Raw genomic sequence first — 23,459 nt, forward strand, 5'->3', positions numbered from 1 at the left:
TCCGTTCGGAACAGGCGGCGCGGTTTGTTTCGGGGCAGGTCGGTATCACGCCGGGCGCTCCAGTCCATATCTGTCAAGGAGCGTGCCATGAAGGCGCTGACCAAGACGACCGTTTCGGCGAACGCCGCCACGGTCGAAAAGAAATGGGTGCTGATCGACGCCGAGGGTCTCGTTGTGGGCCGCGTCGCGTCGATCATCGCCAACATCCTGCGCGGCAAGCACAAGCCGTCGTTCACCCCGCACGTCGATTGCGGTGACAATGTCATCGTCATCAATGCGGAGAAGGTGGCGTTCACCGGCAAGAAGATGCAGGACAAACGCTATTACAAGCACACCGGCTATGCCGGCGGCATCAAGGAAACCAGCCCGGCGAAGATCCTCGAAGGCCGTTTCCCCGAGCGCGTGCTCGAAAAGGCCGTCGAACGCATGATCCCGCGCGGGCCCCTCGGCCGCCAGCAGATGCGCAACCTGCGCATCTTTGCCGGCAGCGAACATCCGCACGAAGGGCAGAACCCCGAAGTGATCGACGTCGCGTCGATGAACCGCAAGAACAAGGTGGGTGCATAATGGCCGACGAACAGACCATGACCGATCTCAAGGACCTCGGCGGCGCCGTCGAAGGCAGTGTGGCAGCCCCGGTTTCGACCACGCCGCTGCGCGAGAAGATCGTCGACAAGCAGGGCCGCGCCTATGCGACCGGTCGCCGCAAGGACGCCGTTGCGCGCGTGTGGCTCAAGCCCGGCACGGGCAAGATCACCGTCAACGGCCGCGATCAGGAATCCTATTTCGCGCGCCCGACGCTGCGCCTCGTCATCAACCAGCCCTTCGGCCTGACCGAACGCGTTGGCCAGTATGACGTGATCGCAACCGTCAAGGGCGGCGGCCTGTCGGGCCAGGCGGGCGCGGTGCTGCACGGCATCGCGCAGGCGCTGACCCGTTTCGAACCGGCGCTGCGCGGCCCGGTCAAGGCGGCCGGCTTCCTGACCCGCGACAGCCGCGCCGTCGAGCGCAAGAAGTACGGCAAGGCGAAGGCCCGCCGCAGCTTCCAGTTCTCGAAGCGTTAAGAGCTTTTTCCACCGACGGGTGGAGAAGAGGAGGGCGGTCCGGCAACGGGCCGCCCTTTTTCGTGGGGCTGGCGCTCAGGCCGTGCCGCCCGCCTTCATCTGCTGCGCATAGCCCGCCTGCACCATCACACTCATCCGGTCGAACAATGCGTCGGGATCGCTGCGGCGCAGGTCGGCGATCGCGGCCTCCATGCCTTCGGCGACGACGATCTCGCGCTTGCCTGCATCGACCGCGGCGAGCATCTGCGCCGCCGCATCGTCCGGCGACAGGCCGTTGTCGATCGCCGTGTCGCTTTCCCCCCGCACGCTGCCGTCGGCGTTCAGCGCGTTGCGGCTGACATTGGTGCGCACCGACCCCGGCGCGACGACCAGCACCTTCAGCCCCAGATGCTCATTTTCGGCGCGCACCGCGTCGTGATAGCCGATGAGGCCGTGCTTCGCCGCCGAATAGGCGCTGCGCAGCGGCACGCCGGCGATGCCCGCGACGCTCGATATGGCGATGATCTGCCCGCCGCCCGCTTCGATCATGCGCGGCAAAAGCTGCTGGGTAAGCGCGATCGGGGCGAGCAGGTCGACGCCGATGATGCGCTGATAGACCGAAAAGTCGGTCTCAATCGCCAGGCTGCGCTGCGAAATGCCGGCATTGTTGACCAGCCCGTCGATCCGCCCCTGCCAGTCCCACGCCTGCCGGACGATCGCGGGCAGCGCGGCATAGTCGGTCGCCTCGAACGGCAGGATCATCGTGCCCGCGCCGCAATCCTTCGCCACCGCCTCCAGCGCGGCGATATTGCGGCCCGACAGGATCAGCTTTGCCCCGCGCGCTGTCAGCGCCCGTGCCAGCGCCGCGCCGATCCCCGAGGAAGCGCCCGTGACCCACCAGATTTGATCTTTCATATCCGCTCCCTATCTTCACTTTCGTTGCAAGGTGAAACGGGTGCGAGGAGCCGTCAAGGCGCCGACCCGCACATTTCCGTGCGGGGGTGGCAATTTTGTTGCGAATCTGTTATAATTAATATCAACGCGCCGACATTGTGCCTCTTCCCGCCGCCGGGCTGGGGCATGTTCGGCGTTTCCGATGGAGCCACATCCCTTGTCACTCTGACCGGCGAGCGCCGCCCTGACCGCCCTTGTCCCCCTCGATCCGAGGGCCGGATATACCGCTGTTGACGCGCCGCCCCGTTCGACAAGGCCAATGAAAGGAACTTGAATGTCCGCAAGCACGCTCGTCTTCGAAGTCGGTGACTATGTCGTTTATCCGAAACATGGCGTGGGGCGCGTCATCGAATTGCAGAAATCCGAAATCGCCGGAATGCAGCTCGAACTTTATGTCCTGCGCTTCGAAAAGGAAAAAATGACCCTTCGCGTCCCGACCAACAAGGCCGAGGGCGTGGGGATGCGCAAGCTGTCGTCGGACAAGACGCTGAAGGAAGCGTTGCAGGTGCTGACCACCAAGCCGAAGGTCAAGCGCACCATGTGGTCGCGCCGCGCGCAGGAATATGAAGCGAAGATCAATTCGGGCGACCTCGTGTCGATCGCCGAAGTGACGCGCGACCTGTTCCGCGCCGACGACCAGCCCGAACAGAGCTATTCGGAGCGCCAGATCTTCGAAGCGGCGTCGAGCCGCCTCGCGCGCGAACTCGCCGCGATGGAGGAAAGCGACGAAAAGACCGCACAGGCGAAGATCCTTCAGATCCTCAACGAACATGCGCCGCTCTATTACGCCGAAAAGGTGTAAGGGCGCGGGGTAACGATAAAGGAAAAGGGCGGTCCGAAAGGGCCGCCCTTTTTCTTGTCCCTCTCCCATCGGGAGAGGGTTGCGCAGCCTTGGCAGCTTGCTGCCTAGGCGAAGCTGGGTGAGGGGATATGACGTCGCGGGCTTTCGTAAGGGCTGATCCCCTCACCAAGCGCGCCTGGACGGCTGCGCCGCCAAGGCTTGCTATCCTCTCCCGATGGGAGAGGAGGTTTACGGATAAACCGCCCCCACGAAATACAGCCCGTCGGGCGGTGCATTGAGCCCCAGCGCCTGCCGGTCCGCCGCCTCCAGCGCCGCCTTCAGATCGCGCGCCGACCATTTGCCATGGCCGACAAGCGCGAGCGAGCCGACCATCGAGCGCACCTGATGGTGCAGGAAGCTGCGCGCCGCGGCCTCGATGATGACCTCCTCGCCGTGGCGGCTGACGGTCAGCCTATCGAGCGTCTTGACCGGGCTTTGCGACTGGCAGTGCGCCGAGCGAAAGGTCGTGAAATCGTGAAGGCCAATGAGTTGCTGCGCCGCTTCGTGCATCGCGTCGACGTCGAGCGGGCGCGCGACCTGCCACGCCAGTCCCTTGTCCCACGTCAGCGGCGCGCGGCGGTTGACGATGCGATATTCATAGGATCGCCCGATGCAGGCAAAGCGCGCGTGCCAGTCGTCCGGCACCACCTCGCATCCGATGACCGCGATCGGCGCGGGGCGGAGCTGCGCGTTCAATGCCTCGGTCAGCTTGAACGGGGTCAGCGGCTTTTCAATATCGACATGCGCGCGCATCGCGATCGCATGGACCCCCGCGTCGGTGCGCCCGGCGCTCAGCACCTGCACTTCCTCGGCGGTGAAGCGATGGATCGCTTCCTCGATCGCCTGCTGGACGCTGGGGCCGTGCGCCTGCCGCTGCCAGCCCATATAGGGCCGGCCGTCATATTCGATGGTGAGCGCGAAGCGGGTCATGGGCGGGGCCTTAGCCGCGACTATGGCGCCAAGTCGAGAGTGGTAAGCCCTCTCCCCTTCAGGGGAGAGGGTTGGGAGAGGGGGAAGGGGCAGGCCCCTCTCCAAGCTTCGCTAGCTCCTTGCGGAGCAAGCTGCGCTATCCTCTCCCCTGAAGGGGAGAGGGGCGGCTCATGCCAGCCGTGTCCCCTTGGCGATTCCCCGCCCGCGCAACATCTCGCCCGCCTCCATCGCGGGTTTCCCCGCGCGCTGGATGCGCGTCACGCGGATCGCGCCGGGGTTGCAGGCGATGGCGAGCCTATCGTCGATCGTGACGCCGGGGGCCGCACCCGCCACCGTCTCCGCAGGATGCACGACCTCCGCAGCCAGCACCTTGTAGCGTTCACCCTCCAGCTCGAAAAACGCTCCCGGCGCCGGATTGAACGCGCGCACCTGCCGCTCGACCTGCACCGCGCTCACCAGGAAATCGAGCCGCGCCTCGCTCTTGTCGATCTTCGCCGCATAGGTGACGCCTTCGTCCGGCTGCGGCACGGGCGGAAAGGCGTGAAGTTCGCTCAGCACGCGGCGCATCATCAGCGCGCCCATTTCGGCCAGCTCGTGCGTCAGCAATCCCGCGCTCTTGCGCGCGACCGGCGTCGTTTCAATGAGCCGCATCGCGCCGGTGTCGAGCCCCGCATCCATCTGCATGATCGTCACGCCCGTTTCGGCATCGCCCGCCAGGATCGCACGCTGCACCGGCGCCGCGCCGCGCCAGCGCGGCAGGATCGATCCATGGACGTTGAGGCACCCTTCGCGCGGTGCGTCGAGCACCGCCTGCGGCAGGATCAGCCCATAGGCCGCGACCACCGCGACATCGAGGTCCAATGCGGCAAACTCCGCCTGCGCCTCGTCGCTTTTCAGGCTTTTGGGCGTCCGAACGGGCAGGCCATGCTCCTCGGCCCACAGCTGCACCGGGCTTTTCTGCAATTTCTTGCCGCGCTGCGCGGGTCGCGGGGGCTGGCTATAGACAGCCGCAATATCATGTCCCGCCGTATGGAGCGCGGCGAGCGTCGGCACCGCGAAGGGCGGCGTTCCCATGAAAGCGATACGCATGGGTGCGGGCTTTGGCGGAGGCGGGCGTAGAGTTCAACCCTCTCCCATTTAGGGAGAGGGCAGCGAGACTTGCCAGCTTGCTGGCTTAGTCGCAGCGGGTGAGGGGGCCGCACCGTCGCAACCCCTCTCCAGCCTCCGCTAGGCGCTTTCCGCCAAGCTGCGGCATCCTCTCCCGCAAGGGGAGAGGATTGTTGTGCGTCCGCGCAGGCCGCGATAGGTGCTGTGCATGGTCTCAACCGAAATCGAAGCCCTCGTCCAGCAACTCGCCCGGCTCCCCGGCCTCGGCCCGCGCTCGGCGCGGCGCGCGGTGCTGCACCTGATGAAAAAGCGCGAAAGTGCGTTCGCACCGCTGCTCGCCGCGCTGCAAACCGTGTCCGAACGGCTCGTCACCTGCACGACCTGCGGCAATATCGACACGCACGACCCCTGCGCGATCTGCGCCGACCCGCGCCGCGATGCGCGCAGCCTGTGCGTCGTCGAGGAGGTGTCGGACCTGTGGGCGCTCGACAAGTCGCGGCTCTTCCCCGGCAAATATCATGTGCTCGGCGGGCGGCTGTCGGCGCTGGAGGGCGTGCGGCCGCAGGATCTCAGCATCGACGCGCTGGTCACGCGCGTCGCGGCGGGCGGCATCGACGAGGTCGTGCTCGCAATGAATGCGACGCTGGAGGGCCAGACGACCGCCCATTATCTCGCCGAGCGGCTGGAGGGCTATCCGGTGCGGCTGACGCAGCTGGCGCATGGTTTGCCGGTGGGCGGCGAGCTCGATTATCTCGATGAGGGGACGCTGGCGCAGGCGCTGCGGGCAAGAAGGCCAGTGGGCTGAGCCTGCATCGTGCCGATCATTGACCGCCCGGCCGCGCATACCTAAATGGCATCCATGGCCATCCTACCCATCATCGAGACGCCGGACCCCCGGCTGCGCGTCATTTCCAAGCCCGTCGAGACCTTCGACGCCGAGCTGAAGCAGCTTGTCGCCGACATGTTCGAGACGATGTACGACGCCCCAGGCATCGGGCTCGCCGCGATCCAGGTCGGGGTGCCGAAGCGCATCCTGGTGATCGACCTGCAGGAAGCCGATCCCGAAGACCCCGAGGGCAAGAAGGTGATCCGAACCCCTCGCGTCTTCATCAACCCCGTCTTTTCGGACTTTTCGGACGAGCATAGCGTCTATCAGGAAGGCTGCCTGTCGGTCCCCGAACAATATGCCGATGTGACGCGCCCCGCCGAAGTCACCGTCGACTGGCAGGACGAGGACGGCAAGCATCACCAGGAACGCATGACCGGCCTGATGGCGACGTGCATCCAGCACGAGCATGACCATCTGGAAGGTATTTTGTTCATCGACCATCTGTCGCGGCTGAAGCGCGAGATGGTGCTGAAAAAGCTCGCAAAGCTGCGCAAGGCGGCGTGATTGGTTCTTCCCTCTCCCCTTGCGGGAGAGGGCGGCGAGACTTGCCAGCTTGCTGGCTAGTCGCAGCGGGAGAGGGGTCTCGCGCGCTTGTGCGCCAAGAGACTGTTTTCCGAACCTCAATGTCTCGGGATTTTATGCGGCGCAGACGCGCCGCGGCACCCACCCCTGTATCCCCTCCCGTAAAGGGAGGGGAGCATTTGGCTACTCCGCCTTCTTCGCCACCGCCACCATGGCGGGCCGCAGCAGCCGGTCCTTCATCATATAGCCCGCCTGCATTTCCTGCACGATCGTGCCGGGTTCCTTGTCGCTGGGGATTTCGAGCATCGCCTGATGCTGGTTGGGGTCGAGCGGCAGGCCGATCGCGGCGATGCGCGTGATGCCATGGCGTTCGAACACCGCCATCAGTTCGCGCTCGGTCGCTTCCAGCCCCGTCACCAGCGGCTTGATCGCCTCGTCCGCGCGCTGTTCGTCGCTCAGCGCAGCGAGTGCGCGGCCCAGATTGTCGGCGACCGAGAGGATATCGCGCGCGAACCTGGTCGCGGCATAGGCGTGCGCGTCGGCGACTTCCTTCTCGGCGCGGCGGCGGACATTCTGCGTCTCGGCGCGCGCATAGAGCAAATCCTGCTGCACCGCGGCGAGCTGTTCGGCGAGCTTCGCCGCCTCGTCCTGCGGTTCGGTCGCCGCGGTTTCGGTTTCGGTTGCGGCGTCGTCGGTCTGGCCGTCGTCGACCGGCGTGTCATTTTCCATGTTCGTCATAAACCTATCGTATCAGTCTGGAGAGCGATTGGGCGGTGAAATCCACCATGGGAACGATGCGGGCATAGTTCAAGCGCGTCGGGCCGATCACGCCCACCACGCCGACGACGCGCCCGTCCGCCCCGCGATAGGGCGCGGCGATAACCGACGAGCCCGACAGCGAAAAGAGCTTGTTTTCGGAACCGATGAAAATGCGCGTCGCGCTGCCCTCGCGCGCGCTGTCGAGCAATTGCGCAATGTCCTGTTTCGTTTCGAGTTCGTCGAGCAATTGCCGCACGCGGTCGAGGTCGCCGACCGCGCTGTCGTCGAGCAAATTGGCCTGTCCGCGCACGATCAGCACCGGCCGATCGGCGCCGTCGGACGACCATATGGCGAGCCCGCGGCTGACCAGATCCTGCGCGGCGCGGTCGATCGCGATGCGCTCGGCTTCGATCTCGCGGCGCACGCGCGCCATCGCTTCGGTCAGCGTCAGGCCCGACAGCGTCGCCGAAATGAAATTGCCCGCCTCGACCAGCGCCGAGGGGTCGAGCCCCGCGGGTACGTCGATGATCCGGTTCTCGACCGTGCCGTCGCCCGCGACGAGCACGACGAGCGCCTGCCGCTCCGACATCGGGACGAAGGCGACCTGTTTCAGCACGCGCTCATGCTTTGGGACGAGCACCAGTCCCGCGCACGCCGACAGGCCCGACAGCGCGGCGGTCGCCTGTGCCAGCGCGCTTTCGATCGGCCCGCCTTCGGACAGGCTCGCTTCGATCTGCGCACGGTCCTCGGCGCTGGGTTCGGCAACCTGCATCATCCCGTCGACGAACAGACGCAGTCCCTGTTCGGTCGGCATCCGCCCCGCGCTGGTATGCGGGCTGGCGAGCAGGCCATATTCCTCCAGATCCTGCATGACGTTGCGGATCGACGCGGGCGAGAGGTTGAGCGTGGCAAGTTTCGACAGCGTGCGCGACCCCACCGGCTGCCCCGTCTCCAGATAGGCGTCGACGACCAGCCGGAACACGTCGCGCGCGCGCGTGGTAAGTTCGGTGATCGGGGGCGTTGTCATGGGGAGGATTTAGGGAGCGGGTGCGGCAAGAGCAAGCTATGCTCTGGCCAATCCCCCTGCGCGCGGCTAAGCGCCGCGGCACAGCTTCACGAGGAGAAAGATTCATGCGCCCCTCCGGCCGCGCGGCAGACCAGATGCGTCCCATCGCCATCGAAACCAATTTCACCATCCATGCCGAGGGAAGCGTGCTGGTCAGCTTCGGCAACACCAGGGTGCTGGTGACGGCGAGCGTCGAGGAAAAGGTGCCGCCCTTCCTGCGCGGCAAGGGGCAGGGCTGGGTGACCGCCGAATATGGGATGCTGCCCCGCGCCACGCATACGCGCGGCAGCCGCGAGGCGGCGAAGGGCAAACAGTCGGGGCGGACGCAGGAAATCCAGCGGCTCATCGGCCGCAGCTTGCGCGCCGTCGTCGACATGCAAAAGCTCGGCGAGCGGCAGATCGTCATCGACTGTGACGTGATCCAGGCCGACGGCGGCACACGTACCGCATCGATCAGCGGCGCGTGGGTTGCGCTGCGCCTTGCGGTCGACAAGCTGATCGAGGCGAAGCAGTTGACCGAAGACCCGATCGTCGACAGCGTCGCGGCGATCTCGTGCGGCATTTACAAGGGAACGCCGGTGCTCGACCTCGATTATGACGAGGATTCGGTGGCCGAGGCCGACGGCAATTTCGTGCTGACGGGCAAGGGACAGATCGTAGAGGTGCAGGCGAGCGCCGAGGGCGCGACCTATGACGAGGAGGGCCTGCTCCGTCTGCTCCGCCTCGCGCGCATCGGCTGCGGCGAGATTTTCGCAGCGCAGGCGAAAGCAGTGGGGCGGTAGCAAAAGCGTTGGAAAAGTTCCGCCGCAGTTGATAGGCTGGATTTATGAATGATCTCTCGTTCATGGACGTGGCCAATGTGGCCGAGCTACGGCTGTGGCGGCACCACATGCTGGAACGCGAGCGTGAACGGCTCGAACAGCGTCAGCGTGGCTACAGGACCGTGGTGGCGGCAGTCGCGGCAGGCGGAATTGTCCTCGTGGCAGTCCTGATCGACCAGATGTTACGTCTGTCGGGCGCGGCGGGCCTGGCCGCGCTGCTGCCTTCGGGCGCGTTGGAAATGCTCCAGCTGATTTCCGTCTTCGCGGGGCTTCTGATTCTGGCTTTTTGGCTGTTCGATCGGTGGCGCCAACTCCGCTATGATGAGGAAATACTGAAAACCCGGATGCTGTTGCTCGAAGAGCAGGACAATGGAAGCAGACCAGAAACCACCGCCCGCGATACCGGCTCCCACACGGAGGCTTTGCTCGAAAGGGGCGAAGGCTATCTGACTTGATCGATCCCTCGGTGCGCCGTGTCGAAGACGAGCACTGGCGCAAGTGGCTGACCCGCTTTCCAGATCTGCGATTGGACCTGAGCGGAAACAAGGGTCACGCGGCATTGTCCGACTGGCTTTCGTCCCGTCCCGACAGTCCCCCGTCTCAGCTCGGCGATCATGCGCGTATTCGCGAGATATTGATTGTGGCGCGATCCCATATTCTGGAGGCAGTCAAGGCACAGCCCATCAGCTCGGGTGAAGCCGTTGGGGTCGCGATCGGAACCGGATTTGCCGGCTATCTCGCGCCGGCATTGATCAAGGCGTGGAAGATTGCGGCGCTGATTGAGCCGGTGACCGCCGGCGCCGTGGGGGCGGCGGCTGTGCCGATCGGCTATGCTCTCGTTCAAGCGCGCCGCATCGCCTACGCTGCACGCAAGGATCGTATGTTCCGTTCGCTGATCAGGAAACTCGATTCGATTCGAGGCGACTTGTGACGGGGACAATGGCTGCTCCTCATCGAAAACTCGCTCCCGGCAAACTGGTGATCGCCAGCCATAATGCGGGCAAGGTGCGCGAAATCCGCGCGCTGCTCGCGCCTTACGGGGTCGATCCGGTATCGGCGGCCGACCTCGGCCTTCCCGAACCCGAGGAGACGGGGACGAGCTTTCGCGACAATGCGCTGCTGAAGGCGCATGCGAGCGCGGCGGCGTCGGGGCTGCCCGCGCTCGCCGACGACAGCGGGCTTTGCGTCGATGCGCTGGGCGGGCGGCCCGGCGTCTATACCGCCGACTGGGCCGAGCGGCAGTGGTTCGAGGGCAATCCGGGCCGCGACTGGTATCTCGCGATGGGCAAGGTCGAGGGGCTGCTTGCCGAGCAGGGGCCGGACGTCGACCGCAGCGCACGCTTCGTTTGCACGTTGGCCCTCGCCTGGCCCGACGGCCATGCGGAGGTTTTCGAGGGCAGGGTCGAGGGCGGCCTGACCTGGCCGCCGCGGGGCAAGCTGGGTTTCGGCTATGATCCGGTGTTCGTTCCGGCAGGAAAGACGTTGACGTTTGCCGAGATCGAACCCGCGGAAAAGCACGCGATCAGCCACCGCGCCGATGCGTTCGCGAAACTGGTGGCAGGGGTGTTCTGACGCCGCCCATGTTCGAACCTCTCGCCCTTTATGTTCATTGGCCGTTTTGCGTCAGCAAATGTCCTTATTGTGACTTCAACAGCCATGTGCGCGACAGCGTCGAACAGGAGGTCTGGCGCGCAGCCCTGCTCGCGGATTTGCGGCATGAGGCGGCGGTGCTGCCTGGGCGGCGCGTGGCGTCCATCTTTTTCGGTGGCGGGACGCCCAGCCTGATGCCGGCCGCGACGGTGGCGGCGGTGATTGCCGAGGCAGCCGCGTTGTGGGGACTGACCGACGATTGCGAAATCACGCTCGAAGCGAATCCCAATTCGGCCGAAGTCGCCGCCTTCGCCGATCTCGCCGCCGCCGGGGTCAACCGCGTGTCGATCGGCGTCCAGAGCTTTGACGCGCAAGCGCTTGCGTTTCTGGGCCGCGCGCACAGCGAGGATGAGGCGCGGCGAGCGATTGCGATGGCGCAGGAGCATTTTGCGCGCGTCAGTTTCGACCTGATCTATGCGCGGCCGGGACAGACGCTGGCAGCATGGGAAGGCGAACTGGCGGACGCGCTGGGCTTCGGCACCGGCCATCTGTCGCTCTATCAGCTCACCATCGAGCCGGGGACGCGCTTTTGGGCGCTCGCGGCGAAGGGTGAACTCACCATTCCCGATGGCGACGCCGCGGCCGACCTGTTCGACGCGACGCAGGCGATGACGCGCGCCGCGGGCCTGCCGCGCTACGAAGTGTCGAACCACGCGCGACCGGGCGAGGAGAGCCGCCACAATCTCGCCTATTGGCGCTATGCCGATTATGCGGGGGTCGGGCCGGGCGCGCACGGGCGGCGGCTGCGGCAGGCGACCGAGCGGCACAGGAAACCCGAAAATTTCATCGCCGCGGTGACGCGCAACGGCCATGGGCTGAAGGTCGAAACCGACTTGTCCGGCCGCGAGCGCGCGACCGAGGCGATGCTGATGGGGCTGCGGCTGACCGAAGGCGTCGATCTGGCGCGGGTCGAGGCGCGGAGCGGGTTGCCGCGCGCGGATTTTGTCGATGCCGACGCGGTGGCGCGGCTTGCCGGGCAGGGGCTGCTGGTCGCGGACGGAGACCGGCTGGCAGTGACCGGGGCGGGGATTTTGCTGCTCGACTCGATCCTTTCCGAGGTGGTCGAAACTCGGTAGTCTCCCCGCACCGTTCGTTCCGAGCGAGGTCGAGGGACGCGCGGCATGGCGCCAACATGTCTCGACTTCGCTCGACACGAACGGAATTAAAGGGCGGTTTTTGGCTTCAGATTTGATCCGCGACTGGGATGCCCATCTGGCGCACGAAAAGCGCCGGTCGGAGCATACGCGCCGCGCCTATATCGCGACGGCGGAGCGTTTCTGCGCATTCCTGTCGCTGCACCGCGGCGGCGCGGTCGATGCGGCGATGCTGACGGCGCTGACCCCCAACGACCTGCGCGCATATCTCGCCGACCGCCGCGCCGAGGGGCTGGGCAATGCGTCGGCGGCGCGCGAGCTTTCGGCGCTGCGCGCCTTCCTGCGCTTTGTCGGCGGATCGAACGCCAGCGTCCCGCAGATGCGCGGACCGCGCGTCAAAAAGGGGTTGCCGCGTCCCGTTTCGCCCGCCGAGGCGATGCAGTTGGCGCAGAATGTCGAGGACAATGCGCGCGAGGGCTGGGTCGGCGCGCGCGATTTCGCGCTGCTGCTGCTGCTCTATGGCGCGGGCCTGCGCATCGGGGAGGCGCTGGCGCTCACCGGTGCGGCGATGCCGCTCGGTGACACGCTGCGCGTCACGGGCAAGCGGAACAAGACGCGGATCGTCCCGATCCTGCCCGCGGTGGCGAAGGCGGTGGCGCGTTATGTCGCCGCGTGCCCCTGGCCGATCGCCAGGGAAACGCCGCTGTTTCTCGGCGTGCGCGGCGGGCCGCTCCATCCCGGCGTGGTGCGCGTGAGCGTCCGGTCGGCGCGGCGCGCGCTGGGGTTGTCCGATCGGACGACGCCGCACGCGCTGCGCCACAGTTTCGCGACGCATTTGCTGGCGGGCGGCGCCGACCTGCGATCCTTGCAGGAACTGCTCGGCCATGCGAGCCTCGCATCGACGCAGATCTATACTGCGGTCGATGCCGCGCATCTGCTCGACATTTACCGGAGCGCGCATCCACGGGCGGGGTAAACGTCGAATAGCGGTCCGGGGGCGTGAAGCGGCCGTTTCCCCGCTTTGCGATTCGCGTCCTTACCGCACGCGCGGCCGTTCAATCCTCGCGCACCTTCGGCTTCCACGTCACGACGCGATAGATATAGAGGAGGATGATCGAACCGATCGCGACCAGCGCGACGGGGCCGATGAAGCGCTCGACCTCCGCGAACTGGCGGCCGAACCAGCTTCCGGCACCGGCAAGCGCAGCGATCCAGATCGTCGAGCCGGCGGCGGTCCAGATCAGGAACTTGGCCTGGTTCATCGCGACCATCCCCGCGGGCAGCGACACCATCGTCCGCGCGATCGGCATGAAGCGCATCACGAAAACGATGCCCGAACCATAACGGATGAACCAGTCGTGCAGCTTTTCGACCTCGTCCCAGTCGAGCGTCAGCCAGCGGCCATAGCGGTCGACGAGCGGTTTCAGCCGTTCATAACCGTACCAGCGGCCGATCCAGTACCACACCCAATTGCCCAGCGTGGTGCCCGCGACCGCGAAGGCAACCAGTGTCCAGTAATCGAAGCGCCCCTGTCCGACCATCACGCCGCCGAGGCTCATGATCACCTCCGACGGAATCGGCGGGAACACATTTTCGAGGAACATCAGGACCGCGATGCCGAAATAGCCCCACGAATGGATGAGATCGAGGATGAATTCGGTCATGGGAGATGGGGTTTCCTTGTTGGGTTTGGCCGACTTCTAGCCGTCATTGCGAGCGAAGCGAAGCAATCTCCAGCTTGCGTAGCACTCGGACGATGGCTGGAGATTGCTTCGTCCCCCGGATCAAGTCCGGGGTCCTCGCAATGACGAAGCAATTGTTCACCTGCCGATCCGCCGCGCGATCGCGTCCCAGATCATTCCCGCGGTGTCGCTGTTGTTGAAACGGTCGATCGCGACAATGCCGGTGGGCGAGGTGACGTTGATTTCGGTCAGCCATTCGCCGCCGATGACGTCGATGCCGACAAAGATCAGCCCGCGTTCCTTGAGCGCGGGAGCGAGCGCGGCGCAGATTTCCTGTTCGCGCGGGGTGAGCTCGGCAGCTTCCGCATAACCGCCGACCGCAAGGTTCGAGCGGAATTCGCCCTCGCCGGGCTTGCGGTTGATTGCGCCTGCGACTTCGCCGTCGACAAGCACGATGCGCTTGTCGCCCTGGGCAACGCTGGGCAGGAACTGCTGGACCATGAAGGGTTCGGGCCACACCTGTCCGAACAGTTCGACGAGCGCGCCGAGGTTGCCGCCGTCGGCGTCGATGCGGAACACCGCCTTGCCGCCGTTGCCGTGGAGCGGCTTGATGACGACGGCGCCGTGGCGCGCCTGGAAATCCTTTACTGCGTCGAGATCGCGCGTCACCATCGTCGGCGGCATATATTCGGGGAAATCGAGCACGAAGACCTTTTCGGGCGCGTTGCGCACCGACACGGGGTCGTTGACCACCAGGGTTTCGCCCTGGATGCGTTCGAGCAGCCAGGTGCCGGTGAGATAGCCGAGGTCGAAGGGCGGGTCCTGCCGCATCAGTACGACGTCGACGTCGCGGCCGAGGTCGAGCGTGACTTCGTCGCCGAAGCGGTAATGATCGCCCGCGACGCGCTGCGCCGCCACCACGCCGTGCGCCTTGGTCGTCAGCCGCCCGGCCTCCCACGTCAGGCCGCGGACGTCGTAATGATAGAGGGTGTAACCGCGTTCGAGCCCCTTCAGCATCAGGGCGAAGCTGCTGTCGCCCGCGATGTTGATACCGTCCATCGGATCCATTTGCACCGCGGCGCGCAGGGTCATTTTTTTCTCCTCACAGCGCGCGCCATTAGGCTGCACGCCTATCCTGATTCGTCATCCCGGCGAAGGCCGGGATCTCGTCGTCGCAATCGGACGCACCGGCGAGATCCCGGCCTTCGCCGGGATGACGGAATGGAGCGTTGTTGCTGCAGCCCGTCACGGCTGCCAGACGTGGACCAGATGGCGTGGCAGGCGCCGCGGTGCAAGCAGCATCACGTCGATGCGTATGTCGTCGTACGGCCGGGCGAAGCGCGGGGCGAGCATTTCCGCCGCCGCAGCGACGCGGCGCAGGCGATAAGGGTCGATGGCCAGGTCAAGGTCGGCGGCGCGGTCGCGCCATTTGACCTCGATAAAGGCGACGGTGCGCCCGCGCCGCGCGACCAGATCGACCTCGCCGACGGGGACGCGCAGCCGCTGCCCCACGATGCGCCAGCCATGGAGGCGCAGCCACCAGGCGGCACGGCGCTCGGCGCGGCGGCCGCGCGCTTCGGCGGCGGCGCGGGTCAAGCCTGGCCCTTGAGCGCCAGCGCGCGGGCGTAGATGGCGTGGCGGTCGCGGCCGAAGCGTTTGGCGACCGCTTTCGCCGCCTGTGCGACGGGCTTGTCGGCCATCGCGTCGCGGAGCGCCGCGTCGAGCATCGCATCGTCGGCTTCCTCGGCCGCGGCTTCGCCGGGCGGGCCGACGACGATGACGATCTCGCCCTTCGGTGGTGCCTGTTCATAGCGCGCGGCGAGGTCGGCGAGCGGGCCGGTGACGCATTCCTCGTAAAGCTTGGTAATTTCGCGCGCGACCGCCGCCTCGCGGTTGCCAAGTCCCTCCGCCAGCGCCGCAAGTGCGGCGGCGAGGCGCGGGCCGCTTTCGTAAAAGACGAGGCTGGCGCGCAGGCCCGCGAACTCGGCGATCGTGTCAGCGCGCGCCTTGGCCTTGTTGGGCAGGAAGCCCGCGAAGAGGAAGCGGTCGCTCGGCAGCCCCGACAGCGTGATCGCGGCGATTGCGGCGCAGGGGCCGGGCAGGGTGGTGATGTGGCGCCCCGCCGCGCGCGCGTCGCGCACCAGCTTGTAACCGGGATCCGAAATCAGCGGGGTTCCGGCGTCCGACACCAGCACGACGACCTCGCTTGCCATTCGCGCAACCAGCGCGGCGCGGGTGCGTTCGTCGCTGTGGTCGTGATAGGGGGTCATCGGCACGCGCAGACCCAGGTGCGCGAGCAGCTTGGCGGTGACGCGCGTATCCTCCGCCGCGATCAGGTCAGCCGACGCCAGCGTCGCCGCGGCGCGCACGCCGATGTCGCCGAGGTTGCCGATGGGGGTCGCGACGATATAGAGACCGGGCAAGGGAGAATCTGGGATGGTCGAATCTGGCATGACGCCGAAAATGGCAGAAACTGCCTCAAACTGCTATGATGGCTTGCGCCAGAATAATGCGTCGCCGCGGCGGCAATTGCTGCGCGGACTCGGCGCGGTGGCGCTGGCGGGGGTGCTTGCCGCGTGCCAGGTCGTGCCCAGGACCGGCGGACCTGCAACGCCGCCGCCACCGAGCGATCCGGGCGAAACCGTCGGCCCCGGCCTGCCCACCGACACCGACCGCCACCGCGTTGCGCTGCTCGTGCCGCAGACGGGCCCCAACGCCGATGTCGGCACCGCGATCGCCAATGCGACGACGATGGCGCTGCTCGACACGCGCACCGAACGGCTGCGCATCACCACCTATGACACCGCGCTGGGTGCCGCAGCGGCGGCGCGGCAGGCGGTCGCCGACGGCAACAAGCTGATCCTGGGGCCGTTGCTCAGCGAAGATGTCGCCGCGGTCGCGCCGATCGCGCGCGGCGCGAAAATCCCGGTGCTGAGTTTTTCGAACGACAGCAGCGTCGCGGGCAATGGCGTCTTCATCATGGGCTTCGTCCCCGGCCAGTCGGTCGAACGGATCGTCGCCTTTTCGCGCGCGAAGGGACATCAGCGGTTCGGCGCGCTGGTACCCAAGAATGTCTATGGCGACCGTTCGGCAGCGGCGTTCCGCGCCGCGGTGGCCGAGGCGGGCGGAACGCTCGTCGCGCTCGAAAGCTATGACCGCAGCGCGACCGCGCTGACCGGCGCGGCGCGGCGGGTCGCGAACGCGGGCGATATTGACGCGGTGCTGATCGCCGACAGCGGCGGCAACGCCATTCGCGCGGTTCCGGTCATAAAATCGGCGGGCGATCGCCAGATCCTCGGTACCGAGCTGTGGAACACCGACGCGGTGCTGGCGGGCAGCGCGGCGATGCGCGGGGCGTGGTTCGCGAGCGTTTCGGACGGGCTGTATGGCCAGCTCGCGACCAAATATCGCACGCGCTTCGGCCGCGCGCCGTACCGGCTCGCGAGCCTGGGCTATGACTCGGTGCTGCTGACCGTGCGGATCGCGCGCGACTGGAAACCCGGTACCAATTTTCCGGTGAACCGGCTGCTCGCGACTGACGGCTTTGGCGGCATCGACGGCATTTTCCGCTTCAACAACCGGGGCATTGCCGAGCGCGCGCTCGAGGTGAGCGAAATCGGCGCCGGCGGCTTTCGCGTCATCGACCCCGCGCCGACCAAATGGTGAGCCCACGCCGGTAGTGGCCGCGCGGCCACAGTCGGCCGAAAAGCAGCGCCAGGTCGCCGTCGCCACCTTTACGGCGGCGCCGCGATCACTATATGATCGTCGGGCGCTCCGCGCGTCGATGCCGCGTGCCCATATCGAAACGAGTGAGGAGATACAGCTATACGCCCGCCCATGACCCGTCGCCCGATGGCGCCGCTGCCGCCCAAGAACGGCCCGCGATACAATGAATTCATTGCCTCCCCCAAAGTCCGCGTGATCGACGAGGAAGGCGAAAATCTGGGCGTGATGCTGACGGCCGAAGCGATCGAACAGGCGGCCGAGGTGGGGCTTGACCTTGTCGAAGTGTCCCCCAATGCCGACCCGCCGGTGTGCAAGTTCCTCGACGTCGGCAAATATAAATATGAGGCGCAGAAAAAGGCGAACCTGGCCCGCAAGAGCCAGAAGACGCAGGAGATCAAGGAGATCAAGATGCGTCCGAACATCGACGACCATGATTTCGATGTGAAGATGAAGAAGGTCTTCGACTTCCTCGAGGAAGGCGACAAGGTCAAGATGACCATGCGTTTCCGCGGTCGCGAGATGAGCCACACGCAGCTTGGCCTCAACGTGCTCCAGCGCGTCGCCGAGCTGACCGCGGAGGTCGCGAAGGTCGAGGCGCACCCGCGCACCGAAGGCCGCCAGATGCTGATGGTGCTGGCGCCGAAATAGGAGCCAGGCGAACCAAGGACCGTCGCCGCCGCGAAGGCGGGGGGCCGCCATCGGTTTATGCAGCACCGCGGGAAAAGGCTGCCAGCTGCCCCGCCTTCGCTGGGGCGACGAGATTATCTCAGCCAATCCGAAAATCTAGGGCGGTCGTTCCACCGGGGCGGCCGCCCGCTTCGTATCGGCGCTCGACCATCCTGACGGTACCGTCCGCCGCCACCGCGGCGAGGGTCGAGGCGCGCGTGCCATAGACTTCGCCCGTCAGGAACAGCGCCGGGTCGCCTTCCGCCGTCAGCGTGTCGAGCAGACCCTCAGGGTCGCTGCGCGACCCGACGAGCGCCGCCAGCGTGGCGCGCAGCCGCTCGGCGCGCGGGCAGGGGCGGTCGACGGGCTCGTTCGCGAGCGCATGGACGCCGGGCCCGAGGCTTGAAATCTGCGGCCGCGGCCGGTTGGTCAGGAGCCGCGGGCCGCTGCCGTCGATTGCGAACAGGTTGAAGGCGTTGAAGCGGTCGAGGTCGGCCACGGCCGGGTCGGCGAAACGCCCCTGTCCACGCAGCAGGTCGGTGACGAGCGCGCCGCGCGAGTCCTTCGCCGGATCGGGCATCGCGCCGCGCACATTGGTCACGACGACGGCGCGCCCGCTTGGCGCGTGGACGCCCAGCCACGTCCCGCCCGCCTGAAGGTCGCGCCCGGCGACGATCCCGCTGCCATCCGCCCATTGGTGGAGCGGGGCGGCGGGGCGCGCGTGAAACTCGTCACGATTGCCGATGAGGATGAGCGGCCAGTCGGGATGGACGCGGTGGGCAAGGGCGACGACGCACATGCGCGCCCATATCGGGGCGTTCGGCGGCCTTGCCAAGCCTCTTGACAAGTTCCTTGGTTGAATGTTCAATCAACATCGCTATCGGCGGGAGGACATCATGGCCGACGAGTTCGCGAAGATGGGGGAGAGCCTGCGCGCCAAAACGGGCAAGGGGCTCGACGAATGGGTTGCCACCGCGCGCAGGGCCGGGATCGCCGGCCATATGGCGCTGGTGAACCACCTCAAATCCGAACATGGGCTGGGCCACGGCTATGCCAATATGATCGTCCATGCCGCCAATGCCTCGTCGTCGCTGTCGCAGGACGACGACGCGCTGGTGCAAGCGGCATTCGACGGAGCGAAAGCGCATTGGCGGCCGCTCTACGACCGGTTCGCAGCGCTGGTGCAGGGCTTCGGCAACGACGTCGAGCTGGCGCCGAAGAAGGGCTATGTCAGCTTTCGCCGCAAGAAGCAGTTTGCGCTGCTGATGCCCTCGACCAAGGACCGTTTCGACATCGGCCTGGCGCTCAAGGGCGAGGCGCCGACCGGAAAGCTGGAGCTGGCGGGGAGCTGGAATGCCATGGTCTCGCACCGCATCCGCATCAACGCGGGCGAGGAGCCGGGCGACGATGTGACCGGCTGGCTCCGTGCCGCCTATGACCGTGCGGGCTGAAGGGGGTCACGATGAACGCCGCCGACACGCGCCAGCGCATCCTGATGACCGCGATGGAGCTGTTCTGGGAGAAGGGGTATCTCTCGACCTCGGTGTCGGACATTCTTTCGCGCAGCCAGGTGCATTCGGGCAGCCTCTATCATTTCTTTCCCGGCAAGCAGGACGTGCTGATCGGCGTGCTCGAACTCTATCGCGACGGGATCGAGGAGATGCTGCTCGCGCCCAACTGGCAGGGGGTCGAGGATCCGGTCGAGCGCGTCTTTGCGTTGCTTGGCGGCTATCGCACGCACCTCATTGTCACCGATTGCACCTATGGCTGTCCGATCGGCAGCCTCGCACTCGAAATCCACGAGCCCGACCCGGTGGTGCGCGAGCTGATGGCGGCGAACTTCACCAATTGGTCCACGGCAATCGCGCGCTGTTTCGACGCGGCCGCCGACCGCCTGCCGCCGGGCACCGACGCGCAGGCGCTCGGCGAATTCGTGCTGACGGTGATGGAAGGTGCGGTGATGCAGGCGCGCACCTATCGCGACATCGGCTATTTCGACCGCAACATCGCTGTATTGCGCGACTATATCACTATATTGCTGGCGAGCGCAAAGAATGATAGCCTAGCGTGACTTTTCGGAGGGGGAGGGTGCAATGACCGAAGTTGGAAAAACGCCGTGGCATCTGTGGGTGGTCGGCGTTCTTGCCGTGCTGGTGAATGCCTTTCCCGTGGTCGACTTCACGCTGACCAATGTGGAGAATGAATTCTGGCTGTCGCCGCTGACGAGCGACCAGCGCGTTTTCATCCTCGGCGCGCCTTTGTGGGCGGACGTCTGCTGGGCGCTCGGCGGTTTTGGCGCCTTCATCGGATCGGTGCTGCTGCTCCTGCGTTCGCGTCATGCGGTGACCGCTTATATCGTGTCGATCGCCGGTCTCGCTGGATCGACCCTCTACCAGCATATACTGAACGGCGAAACAACGCGCGCGCTGTTCCAGAATGTCGCAATGATCGTAACGGCGGTCATCTGGGTCATCATGCTGGCGCTGTTCTTCTACGCGCGCGCGATGAAGGCGAAGGGTGTTCTGCGCTGACCATGACCGCTTTGGGGTGGTGAGCGGCCTTTCCTCTTTCCCCTCTCCCGTCGGGAGAGGGATACGCAGGCTAGGTTGCGTAGCAACCTAGCCGAAGTTGGGTGAGGGGATCACCTGTCCACCCTGAAATCTAACCTCAGGCACCCTCACCCAACCCTCTCCCAAGGGGAGAGGGCTTTGTGGCAGCTTCCGGTCGTTCGCAGCCTTCCTACCGCGCCCGGATAAACGCCCGCACATCCTCCGACAGTTTCCGCCGGTCTTCGTCGCGGATGTACATCATGTGGCCTGCGTCATAATAGGTAAAGGTGATGCGATCCTGCGGGATGCCGGTGCGTGACAGCGCATATTCGGCGGCGAAAAAGGGCGTTGCGAAATCATACCAGCCCTGCGCGACGAGCACGCGCAACCCGCTGTTCTCGCGCATCGCCTGTCCGATGTACGGCGCGACGTTCAGATAGGCGTTGGTGTCGCGCCCGCCGATGCGCCAGTCCCATTGCCCGCCGATGCCGCTGATCGACTGATATTCGCGGTCCGTCCTGAACCCCAATCCGTCGCGCAGCCAGCTGTTGATCGCCGCGGTATAGCTGGCGTCGATCCCGTAAAAGCTGGGATCGTTGTCGGGGGTTTCGCCGGCGTGGTCATAATCCTTGCCCGTATAGCGGCTGTCGAGGCGCCCGACGGTGAGGCCGCGGTCGCGCAGCAGCTCCTTGTAGAAGCGCGCGGGCGTGACGCGCAGGTCCGCCTGTTCGAGCCAGGTTTCGGACAGGCCGGTGAAGCGCGCAAGCTCGCGGCGGATCGCGGCGCGCTCCTCGCCCTGCAATTTCTGCCCTTTGAGCAGCGCGGTCGCATAGGGGCCGATCGCCCATTGCCGCGCTTCCTCTGCAAAAGCCTCGACCGACGACGCGCTCGCCTTGCCGTGATAGAGCGCGGTGACCGCCATCGACGGCAGGTTGGTGACCGGCGACAGCTCGTTGCCCGGCGTGTCGGCGCCCGCCGCAAAATCGAGCACGGTCGAAATCAGGATCAGCCCGTTGAACGCGACATCATTGTAAGTCGCGTTCATCAGCTGGTGCGCGACCGCGGCGGTGCGGGTGGTGCCATAGCTTTCGCCGCCGAGATATTTGGGGCTGTTCCAGCGGCCATTGTCGGCGAGCCAGCGGCGGATCACTTCGGCGACCAGCTTCGCATCCTGCGTCACGCCGTAATAATCCTTGGGGTCGGCCTTGCCGATCAGGTGCGAAAAGCCCGTGCCCGGCGGGTCGATGAACACGATGTCGGTGACGTCGAGCAGCGCGTCGGGATTGTCGACGATGGGCCAGGGCGGCGCGCCGTCATCAACCCCGGTGCCGGGGATCGCAACGCGCTTCGGCCCGAACGCGCCCATCATCAACCAGACGGTGCCCGAACCGGGGCCGCCGTTGAACAGGAAGGTCACCGGACGGCTGGTGTCGCGCGGTTCCTTGACATAGGATGTGGTGACGACGGCGACTTCGGGCACGCCGTCCTTGTTCCTGATGATCGTCTCACCAATCGTCGCGGCGTAATTGATCCGCTGGCCGCCAAAGGTGCCGCTGAGTTTGGTGGTGCGGATTTGCGGTTCGTAGTCGGCGGGCTTTTCGGCCTTCGCCTTGTCATTCTTGTCCTCGGCATGGACGATGGCAGGAACCGCGACGGCAAGCGCCAGCGCGATCAGCGACAGACCCGATTTCATACACTTGTCTCCCCGTTTGACGCACGGACGCTAAGCCGCGCGCGGGGAGGGGGCAAGGGTGCTGGTCGGTTGCAGTGGGGTTTTGTTCGAAGGGGTCAGGCGGATGACGCCTATCGCCTACCTCACAGCGTAGATCGCCGGGCGATAACGGGGTTCGGGGATCGGAAAGCCTTTCTCCCGCGCAACCTCAAGCCAGCTTTCGATCGCGATTTCAGCTTCCGCAACGGCTTCAATTGGCGTCTCGCCATGCGCCGAGCAAGGGCGCAAGTCGGGAACATCAGCTATCCAGCAATTGTCGTCGGGATACCAGAAAACATTAATGTGATAGCGGGGCTGCATCAGGCGGCACGACGGACGATCTTGTCCAAGTCAGCCCCGTGTTCCCGGCGTTCTTCCTCCAGATCATAGTCGATCTGAAGGCCGAGAAAAAAACCCTCGCTCATTCCGAAGTAGCGCGCCAGTCGCAGATCAACATTGGCGTCGATTGCTTGCCGGGCATCCAGAATGGCTTCGAGATGTTCAACGGCGATTCCGGCTCCATCAGCAACCTCAGAAATGGCGATGTCGCTGCCGATCAGGAAATCGTGGCGCAGAATGTCGCCGGGATGGACATTGTCCAGCCGGTCGTCATCCTCGGTGATAGTCCTCGATCCGGACATCGTCAGCGCCTCCGTTCGACCAATGGAAGGTGATCCGCCACTGGTCGTTGATCCGCAGACTATATCGTAAAGGTGTGAAGCCTTTCAACTGTTCCAGTCGATTGCCTGCGGGAACGCGCAGATCCTGAAGTTTTGTGGTGCGATTGAGTTGACGTAATTTCCGCCGCGCAGTTGATTGAATGTCCCCTGGCAGCTTGCGGCTGCGTTCACCGCGCCAGACGTGCTCCGTTTCTGGTTCTGCGAAGGAGCGGATCATTGCATACTATTCCGGCGATGCGTGAGCCAAAACGATGTTTGCGATTTTTTGGGCCTCTTGCATCGTAAGATCGAAAGGCAGGCCAAAAATCCGGACCGTCAGATTCTGTCTCAACTGCACAGGCAACTGATTTACGTTCGGCAGATCGACCATTGGAAGTGACGAGGTTGTCGGGGGAGAGGCCGACGTCTGAGTGGTCGGCGCTTTCGACTTCTGCGGTTTCGCGTTGTTTCCATTCGCCTTTTGGCGCATCCGAGATTGTCCGCTCGGACGAAAGCTAACCGGATTCTCGCTATACGAACGAAAATCCTCTAGCGCCGTCTTTAATCTGCTACGGTAGGTTTGAAGACTGTCAGGCGTGTATTGATGCGGGTTGAGATTATCAAAGCGCCCCATCACGTGATCGATGTCTAGGTTCGTGACGTCCTCGGCTTCGTCGTCAGACAGCACCGCCAGCACCTTTGCCACGGCCGTCCGCCGAGCCGAAGCAGTTGCCCGAGCTATAAGTCCCTTTTCACCTAGGTAGTCAAGGAAACGAATGAAATCATCTCT

At 65.4% G+C, this 23,459-nt stretch carries 30 protein-coding genes; 16 read left to right on the plus strand and 14 right to left on the minus strand.

Going from position 1 to position 23,459, the window contains the following annotated elements:
- Positions 1 to 87 precede the first annotated feature (87 nt).
- Positions 88 to 567, plus strand: coding sequence for a 50S ribosomal protein L13 (gene rplM / locus SALA_RS01215; protein WP_011540559.1), 480 nt, complete (start codon positions 88 to 90; stop codon positions 565 to 567).
- A complete protein-coding gene (gene rpsI / locus SALA_RS01220; protein ID WP_011540560.1) occupies positions 567 to 1,064 on the plus strand; it encodes a 30S ribosomal protein S9 in 498 nt (165 codons plus the stop codon). The genes rplM and rpsI overlap by 1 nt, the downstream gene beginning before the upstream one ends.
- A gap of 75 nt (positions 1,065 to 1,139) precedes the next feature.
- On the opposite strand, the gene SALA_RS01225 is transcribed toward rpsI, so the two are convergent.
- The gene (locus SALA_RS01225; protein ID WP_011540561.1) at positions 1,140 to 1,958 is read right to left on the minus strand and encodes an SDR family NAD(P)-dependent oxidoreductase; all 819 of its coding nucleotides are present in this window, start codon (positions 1,956 to 1,958) and stop codon (positions 1,140 to 1,142) included.
- A 313-nt stretch (positions 1,959 to 2,271) separates the two neighbouring features.
- Here SALA_RS01225 and SALA_RS01230 point away from each other — a divergent pair, with 313 nt between their 5' ends.
- On the plus strand, positions 2,272 to 2,799 hold the full coding sequence (locus SALA_RS01230; RefSeq protein WP_011540562.1) for a CarD family transcriptional regulator: 528 nt from the start codon (positions 2,272 to 2,274) through the stop codon (positions 2,797 to 2,799).
- Between the two features lie 228 nt (positions 2,800 to 3,027).
- Here SALA_RS01230 and truA read toward each other — a convergent pair whose 3' ends face one another.
- Together truA and fmt are read right to left on the minus strand one after the other, a co-directional pair.
- Positions 3,028 to 3,768, minus strand: a complete 741-nt coding sequence (gene truA / locus SALA_RS01235) for a tRNA pseudouridine(38-40) synthase TruA (protein ID WP_011540563.1) — start codon at positions 3,766 to 3,768, stop codon at positions 3,028 to 3,030.
- Positions 3,769 to 3,936: 168 nt separating this feature from the next.
- Entirely contained in the window at positions 3,937 to 4,857 is a 921-nt protein-coding gene (fmt, locus tag SALA_RS01240; RefSeq protein ID WP_011540564.1) for a methionyl-tRNA formyltransferase, read from the minus strand.
- 226 nt (positions 4,858 to 5,083) lie between these two features.
- Here fmt and recR point away from each other — a divergent pair, with 226 nt between their 5' ends.
- Positions 5,084 to 5,680 carry a recombination mediator RecR gene (gene recR / locus SALA_RS01245; RefSeq protein ID WP_011540565.1) on the plus strand — a complete coding sequence of 199 codons (597 nt, stop codon included), beginning with the start codon at positions 5,084 to 5,086 and terminating at the stop codon, positions 5,678 to 5,680.
- 54 nt (positions 5,681 to 5,734) lie between these two features.
- The gene (def, locus tag SALA_RS01250) at positions 5,735 to 6,268 is read left to right on the plus strand and encodes a peptide deformylase (RefSeq protein ID WP_041382934.1); all 534 of its coding nucleotides are present in this window, start codon (positions 5,735 to 5,737) and stop codon (positions 6,266 to 6,268) included.
- 201 nt (positions 6,269 to 6,469) lie between these two features.
- On the opposite strand, the gene grpE is transcribed toward def, so the two are convergent.
- Both grpE and hrcA read right to left on the minus strand, forming a co-directional pair.
- Complete coding sequence (gene grpE, locus SALA_RS01255; protein ID WP_049754571.1) at positions 6,470 to 7,024, minus strand: nucleotide exchange factor GrpE; 555 nt, start codon at positions 7,022 to 7,024, stop codon at positions 6,470 to 6,472.
- A 4-nt stretch (positions 7,025 to 7,028) separates the two neighbouring features.
- Positions 7,029 to 8,072 carry a heat-inducible transcriptional repressor HrcA gene (gene hrcA, locus SALA_RS01260; RefSeq protein WP_011540568.1) on the minus strand — a complete coding sequence of 348 codons (1,044 nt, stop codon included), beginning with the start codon at positions 8,070 to 8,072 and terminating at the stop codon, positions 7,029 to 7,031.
- Positions 8,073 to 8,176: 104 nt separating this feature from the next.
- Between hrcA and rph the strand changes: the two genes are divergently transcribed.
- The 6 genes from rph to SALA_RS01290 all read left to right on the plus strand — a co-directional run bounded on the left by rph (position 8,177) and on the right by SALA_RS01290 (position 12,652).
- The gene (gene rph, locus SALA_RS01265; protein WP_011540569.1) at positions 8,177 to 8,893 is read left to right on the plus strand and encodes a ribonuclease PH; all 717 of its coding nucleotides are present in this window, start codon (positions 8,177 to 8,179) and stop codon (positions 8,891 to 8,893) included.
- 44 nt (positions 8,894 to 8,937) lie between these two features.
- Positions 8,938 to 9,387: a hypothetical protein gene (locus SALA_RS01270; protein ID WP_011540570.1), complete on the plus strand. Its 450-nt coding sequence runs from the start codon at positions 8,938 to 8,940 to the stop codon at positions 9,385 to 9,387.
- On the plus strand, positions 9,384 to 9,863 hold the full coding sequence (locus SALA_RS01275) for a hypothetical protein (protein ID WP_041382936.1): 480 nt from the start codon (positions 9,384 to 9,386) through the stop codon (positions 9,861 to 9,863). Before SALA_RS01270 ends, SALA_RS01275 begins: the two co-directional genes overlap by 4 nt.
- Positions 9,864 to 9,871: 8 nt before the next feature.
- Positions 9,872 to 10,504 carry an RdgB/HAM1 family non-canonical purine NTP pyrophosphatase gene (gene rdgB / locus SALA_RS01280; protein ID WP_011540572.1) on the plus strand — a complete coding sequence of 211 codons (633 nt, stop codon included), beginning with the start codon at positions 9,872 to 9,874 and terminating at the stop codon, positions 10,502 to 10,504.
- Positions 10,505 to 10,512: 8 nt separating this feature from the next.
- Positions 10,513 to 11,658, plus strand: coding sequence for a radical SAM family heme chaperone HemW (gene hemW / locus SALA_RS01285; protein WP_011540573.1), 1,146 nt, complete (start codon positions 10,513 to 10,515; stop codon positions 11,656 to 11,658).
- A 100-nt stretch (positions 11,659 to 11,758) separates the two neighbouring features.
- On the plus strand, positions 11,759 to 12,652 hold the full coding sequence (locus SALA_RS01290; RefSeq protein ID WP_011540574.1) for a tyrosine recombinase XerC: 894 nt from the start codon (positions 11,759 to 11,761) through the stop codon (positions 12,650 to 12,652).
- Between the two features lie 79 nt (positions 12,653 to 12,731).
- Here the strand turns inward: SALA_RS01290 and SALA_RS01295 are convergent, their stop codons facing one another.
- From SALA_RS01295 to rsmI, 4 genes are all read right to left on the minus strand, one after another.
- Complete coding sequence (locus SALA_RS01295; RefSeq protein WP_011540575.1) at positions 12,732 to 13,340, minus strand: DedA family protein; 609 nt, start codon at positions 13,338 to 13,340, stop codon at positions 12,732 to 12,734.
- Between the two features lie 156 nt (positions 13,341 to 13,496).
- Positions 13,497 to 14,450, minus strand: coding sequence for a glutathione synthase (gshB, locus tag SALA_RS01300; protein ID WP_011540576.1), 954 nt, complete (start codon positions 14,448 to 14,450; stop codon positions 13,497 to 13,499).
- A 153-nt stretch (positions 14,451 to 14,603) separates the two neighbouring features.
- Positions 14,604 to 14,954 (minus strand): YraN family protein, encoded by a 351-nt coding sequence (locus SALA_RS01305; protein ID WP_011540577.1) that lies wholly within the window; start codon positions 14,952 to 14,954, stop codon positions 14,604 to 14,606.
- A complete protein-coding gene (gene rsmI, locus SALA_RS01310; RefSeq protein WP_011540578.1) occupies positions 14,951 to 15,811 on the minus strand; it encodes a 16S rRNA (cytidine(1402)-2'-O)-methyltransferase in 861 nt (286 codons plus the stop codon). Before rsmI ends, SALA_RS01305 begins: the two co-directional genes overlap by 4 nt.
- A 10-nt stretch (positions 15,812 to 15,821) precedes the next feature.
- On the opposite strand from rsmI, the gene SALA_RS01315 reads away from it, so the two are divergent.
- Together SALA_RS01315 and infC are read left to right on the plus strand one after the other, a co-directional pair.
- A complete protein-coding gene (locus SALA_RS01315; RefSeq protein WP_084764784.1) occupies positions 15,822 to 17,024 on the plus strand; it encodes a penicillin-binding protein activator in 1,203 nt (400 codons plus the stop codon).
- Positions 17,025 to 17,195: 171 nt separating this feature from the next.
- The gene (gene infC, locus SALA_RS01320; protein ID WP_041382939.1) at positions 17,196 to 17,732 is read left to right on the plus strand and encodes a translation initiation factor IF-3; all 537 of its coding nucleotides are present in this window, start codon (positions 17,196 to 17,198) and stop codon (positions 17,730 to 17,732) included.
- A 118-nt stretch (positions 17,733 to 17,850) separates the two neighbouring features.
- Here the strand turns inward: infC and SALA_RS01325 are convergent, their stop codons facing one another.
- Positions 17,851 to 18,549 (minus strand): NRDE family protein, encoded by a 699-nt coding sequence (locus tag SALA_RS01325; protein WP_011540581.1) that lies wholly within the window; start codon positions 18,547 to 18,549, stop codon positions 17,851 to 17,853.
- Between the two features lie 97 nt (positions 18,550 to 18,646).
- Between SALA_RS01325 and SALA_RS01330 the strand changes: the two genes are divergently transcribed.
- The 3 genes from SALA_RS01330 to SALA_RS01340 are packed head-to-tail and all read left to right on the plus strand — an operon-like array spanning position 18,647 to position 20,281.
- Positions 18,647 to 19,201, plus strand: coding sequence for a DUF4287 domain-containing protein (locus SALA_RS01330; RefSeq protein WP_011540582.1), 555 nt, complete (start codon positions 18,647 to 18,649; stop codon positions 19,199 to 19,201).
- A gap of 11 nt (positions 19,202 to 19,212) precedes the next feature.
- On the plus strand, positions 19,213 to 19,821 hold the full coding sequence (locus SALA_RS01335) for a TetR/AcrR family transcriptional regulator (protein ID WP_011540583.1): 609 nt from the start codon (positions 19,213 to 19,215) through the stop codon (positions 19,819 to 19,821).
- Positions 19,822 to 19,843: 22 nt separating this feature from the next.
- Positions 19,844 to 20,281, plus strand: a complete 438-nt coding sequence (locus tag SALA_RS01340; protein ID WP_011540584.1) for a hypothetical protein — start codon at positions 19,844 to 19,846, stop codon at positions 20,279 to 20,281.
- 208 nt (positions 20,282 to 20,489) lie between these two features.
- Here the strand turns inward: SALA_RS01340 and SALA_RS01345 are convergent, their stop codons facing one another.
- From SALA_RS01345 to SALA_RS01360, 4 genes are all read right to left on the minus strand, one after another.
- Positions 20,490 to 21,992: a S10 family peptidase gene (locus tag SALA_RS01345; RefSeq protein WP_011540585.1), complete on the minus strand. Its 1,503-nt coding sequence runs from the start codon at positions 21,990 to 21,992 to the stop codon at positions 20,490 to 20,492.
- Between the two features lie 338 nt (positions 21,993 to 22,330).
- A complete protein-coding gene (locus SALA_RS01355) occupies positions 22,331 to 22,651 on the minus strand; it encodes a HigA family addiction module antitoxin (protein ID WP_011540587.1) in 321 nt (106 codons plus the stop codon).
- Positions 22,620 to 22,907, minus strand: coding sequence for a type II toxin-antitoxin system RelE/ParE family toxin (locus SALA_RS16580; protein WP_011540588.1), 288 nt, complete (start codon positions 22,905 to 22,907; stop codon positions 22,620 to 22,622). The genes SALA_RS01355 and SALA_RS16580 overlap by 32 nt, the downstream gene beginning before the upstream one ends.
- Before the next feature lie 6 nt (positions 22,908 to 22,913).
- On the minus strand, positions 22,914 to 23,375 hold the full coding sequence (locus tag SALA_RS01360) for a hypothetical protein (protein ID WP_153802609.1): 462 nt from the start codon (positions 23,373 to 23,375) through the stop codon (positions 22,914 to 22,916).
- Positions 23,376 to 23,459 lie beyond the last annotated feature (84 nt).

It is taken from the genome of Sphingopyxis alaskensis RB2256 (assembly GCF_000013985.1).
Lineage (GTDB): Bacteria > Pseudomonadota > Alphaproteobacteria > Sphingomonadales > Sphingomonadaceae > Sphingopyxis > Sphingopyxis alaskensis.

Coding starts and splice junctions, on each gene's coding strand:
- recR (WP_011540565.1), top strand. CDS start 5,084: ATGGTCTCAACCGAAATCGAAGCCCTCGTCCAGCAACTCGCCCGGCTC.
- truA (WP_011540563.1), bottom strand. CDS start 3,768: ATGACCCGCTTCGCGCTCACCATCGAATATGACGGCCGGCCCTATATG.
- grpE (WP_049754571.1), bottom strand. CDS start 7,024: ATGACGAACATGGAAAATGACACGCCGGTCGACGACGGCCAGACCGAC.
- def (WP_041382934.1), top strand. CDS start 5,735: ATGGCCATCCTACCCATCATCGAGACGCCGGACCCCCGGCTGCGCGTC.
- fmt (WP_011540564.1), bottom strand. CDS start 4,857: ATGCGTATCGCTTTCATGGGAACGCCGCCCTTCGCGGTGCCGACGCTC.
- infC (WP_041382939.1), top strand. CDS start 17,196: ATGACCCGTCGCCCGATGGCGCCGCTGCCGCCCAAGAACGGCCCGCGA.
- SALA_RS01345 (WP_011540585.1), bottom strand. CDS start 21,992: ATGAAATCGGGTCTGTCGCTGATCGCGCTGGCGCTTGCCGTCGCGGTT.
- hemW (WP_011540573.1), top strand. CDS start 10,513: ATGTTCGAACCTCTCGCCCTTTATGTTCATTGGCCGTTTTGCGTCAGC.
- rsmI (WP_011540578.1), bottom strand. CDS start 15,811: ATGCCAGATTCGACCATCCCAGATTCTCCCTTGCCCGGTCTCTATATC.
- SALA_RS01295 (WP_011540575.1), bottom strand. CDS start 13,340: ATGACCGAATTCATCCTCGATCTCATCCATTCGTGGGGCTATTTCGGC.
- SALA_RS01270 (WP_011540570.1), top strand. CDS start 8,938: ATGAATGATCTCTCGTTCATGGACGTGGCCAATGTGGCCGAGCTACGG.
- hrcA (WP_011540568.1), bottom strand. CDS start 8,072: ATGACAACGCCCCCGATCACCGAACTTACCACGCGCGCGCGCGACGTG.
- rpsI (WP_011540560.1), top strand. CDS start 567: ATGGCCGACGAACAGACCATGACCGATCTCAAGGACCTCGGCGGCGCC.
- SALA_RS01315 (WP_084764784.1), top strand. CDS start 15,822: ATGGCAGAAACTGCCTCAAACTGCTATGATGGCTTGCGCCAGAATAAT.
- SALA_RS01325 (WP_011540581.1), bottom strand. CDS start 18,549: ATGTGCGTCGTCGCCCTTGCCCACCGCGTCCATCCCGACTGGCCGCTC.
- SALA_RS01225 (WP_011540561.1), bottom strand. CDS start 1,958: ATGAAAGATCAAATCTGGTGGGTCACGGGCGCTTCCTCGGGGATCGGC.
- SALA_RS01340 (WP_011540584.1), top strand. CDS start 19,844: ATGACCGAAGTTGGAAAAACGCCGTGGCATCTGTGGGTGGTCGGCGTT.
- SALA_RS01335 (WP_011540583.1), top strand. CDS start 19,213: ATGAACGCCGCCGACACGCGCCAGCGCATCCTGATGACCGCGATGGAG.
- SALA_RS01355 (WP_011540587.1), bottom strand. CDS start 22,651: ATGTCCGGATCGAGGACTATCACCGAGGATGACGACCGGCTGGACAAT.
- SALA_RS01330 (WP_011540582.1), top strand. CDS start 18,647: ATGGCCGACGAGTTCGCGAAGATGGGGGAGAGCCTGCGCGCCAAAACG.
- rplM (WP_011540559.1), top strand. CDS start 88: ATGAAGGCGCTGACCAAGACGACCGTTTCGGCGAACGCCGCCACGGTC.
- rph (WP_011540569.1), top strand. CDS start 8,177: ATGCGCCCCTCCGGCCGCGCGGCAGACCAGATGCGTCCCATCGCCATC.
- SALA_RS01230 (WP_011540562.1), top strand. CDS start 2,272: ATGTCCGCAAGCACGCTCGTCTTCGAAGTCGGTGACTATGTCGTTTAT.
- SALA_RS16580 (WP_011540588.1), bottom strand. CDS start 22,907: ATGATCCGCTCCTTCGCAGAACCAGAAACGGAGCACGTCTGGCGCGGT.
- rdgB (WP_011540572.1), top strand. CDS start 9,872: ATGGCTGCTCCTCATCGAAAACTCGCTCCCGGCAAACTGGTGATCGCC.
- gshB (WP_011540576.1), bottom strand. CDS start 14,450: ATGACCCTGCGCGCCGCGGTGCAAATGGATCCGATGGACGGTATCAAC.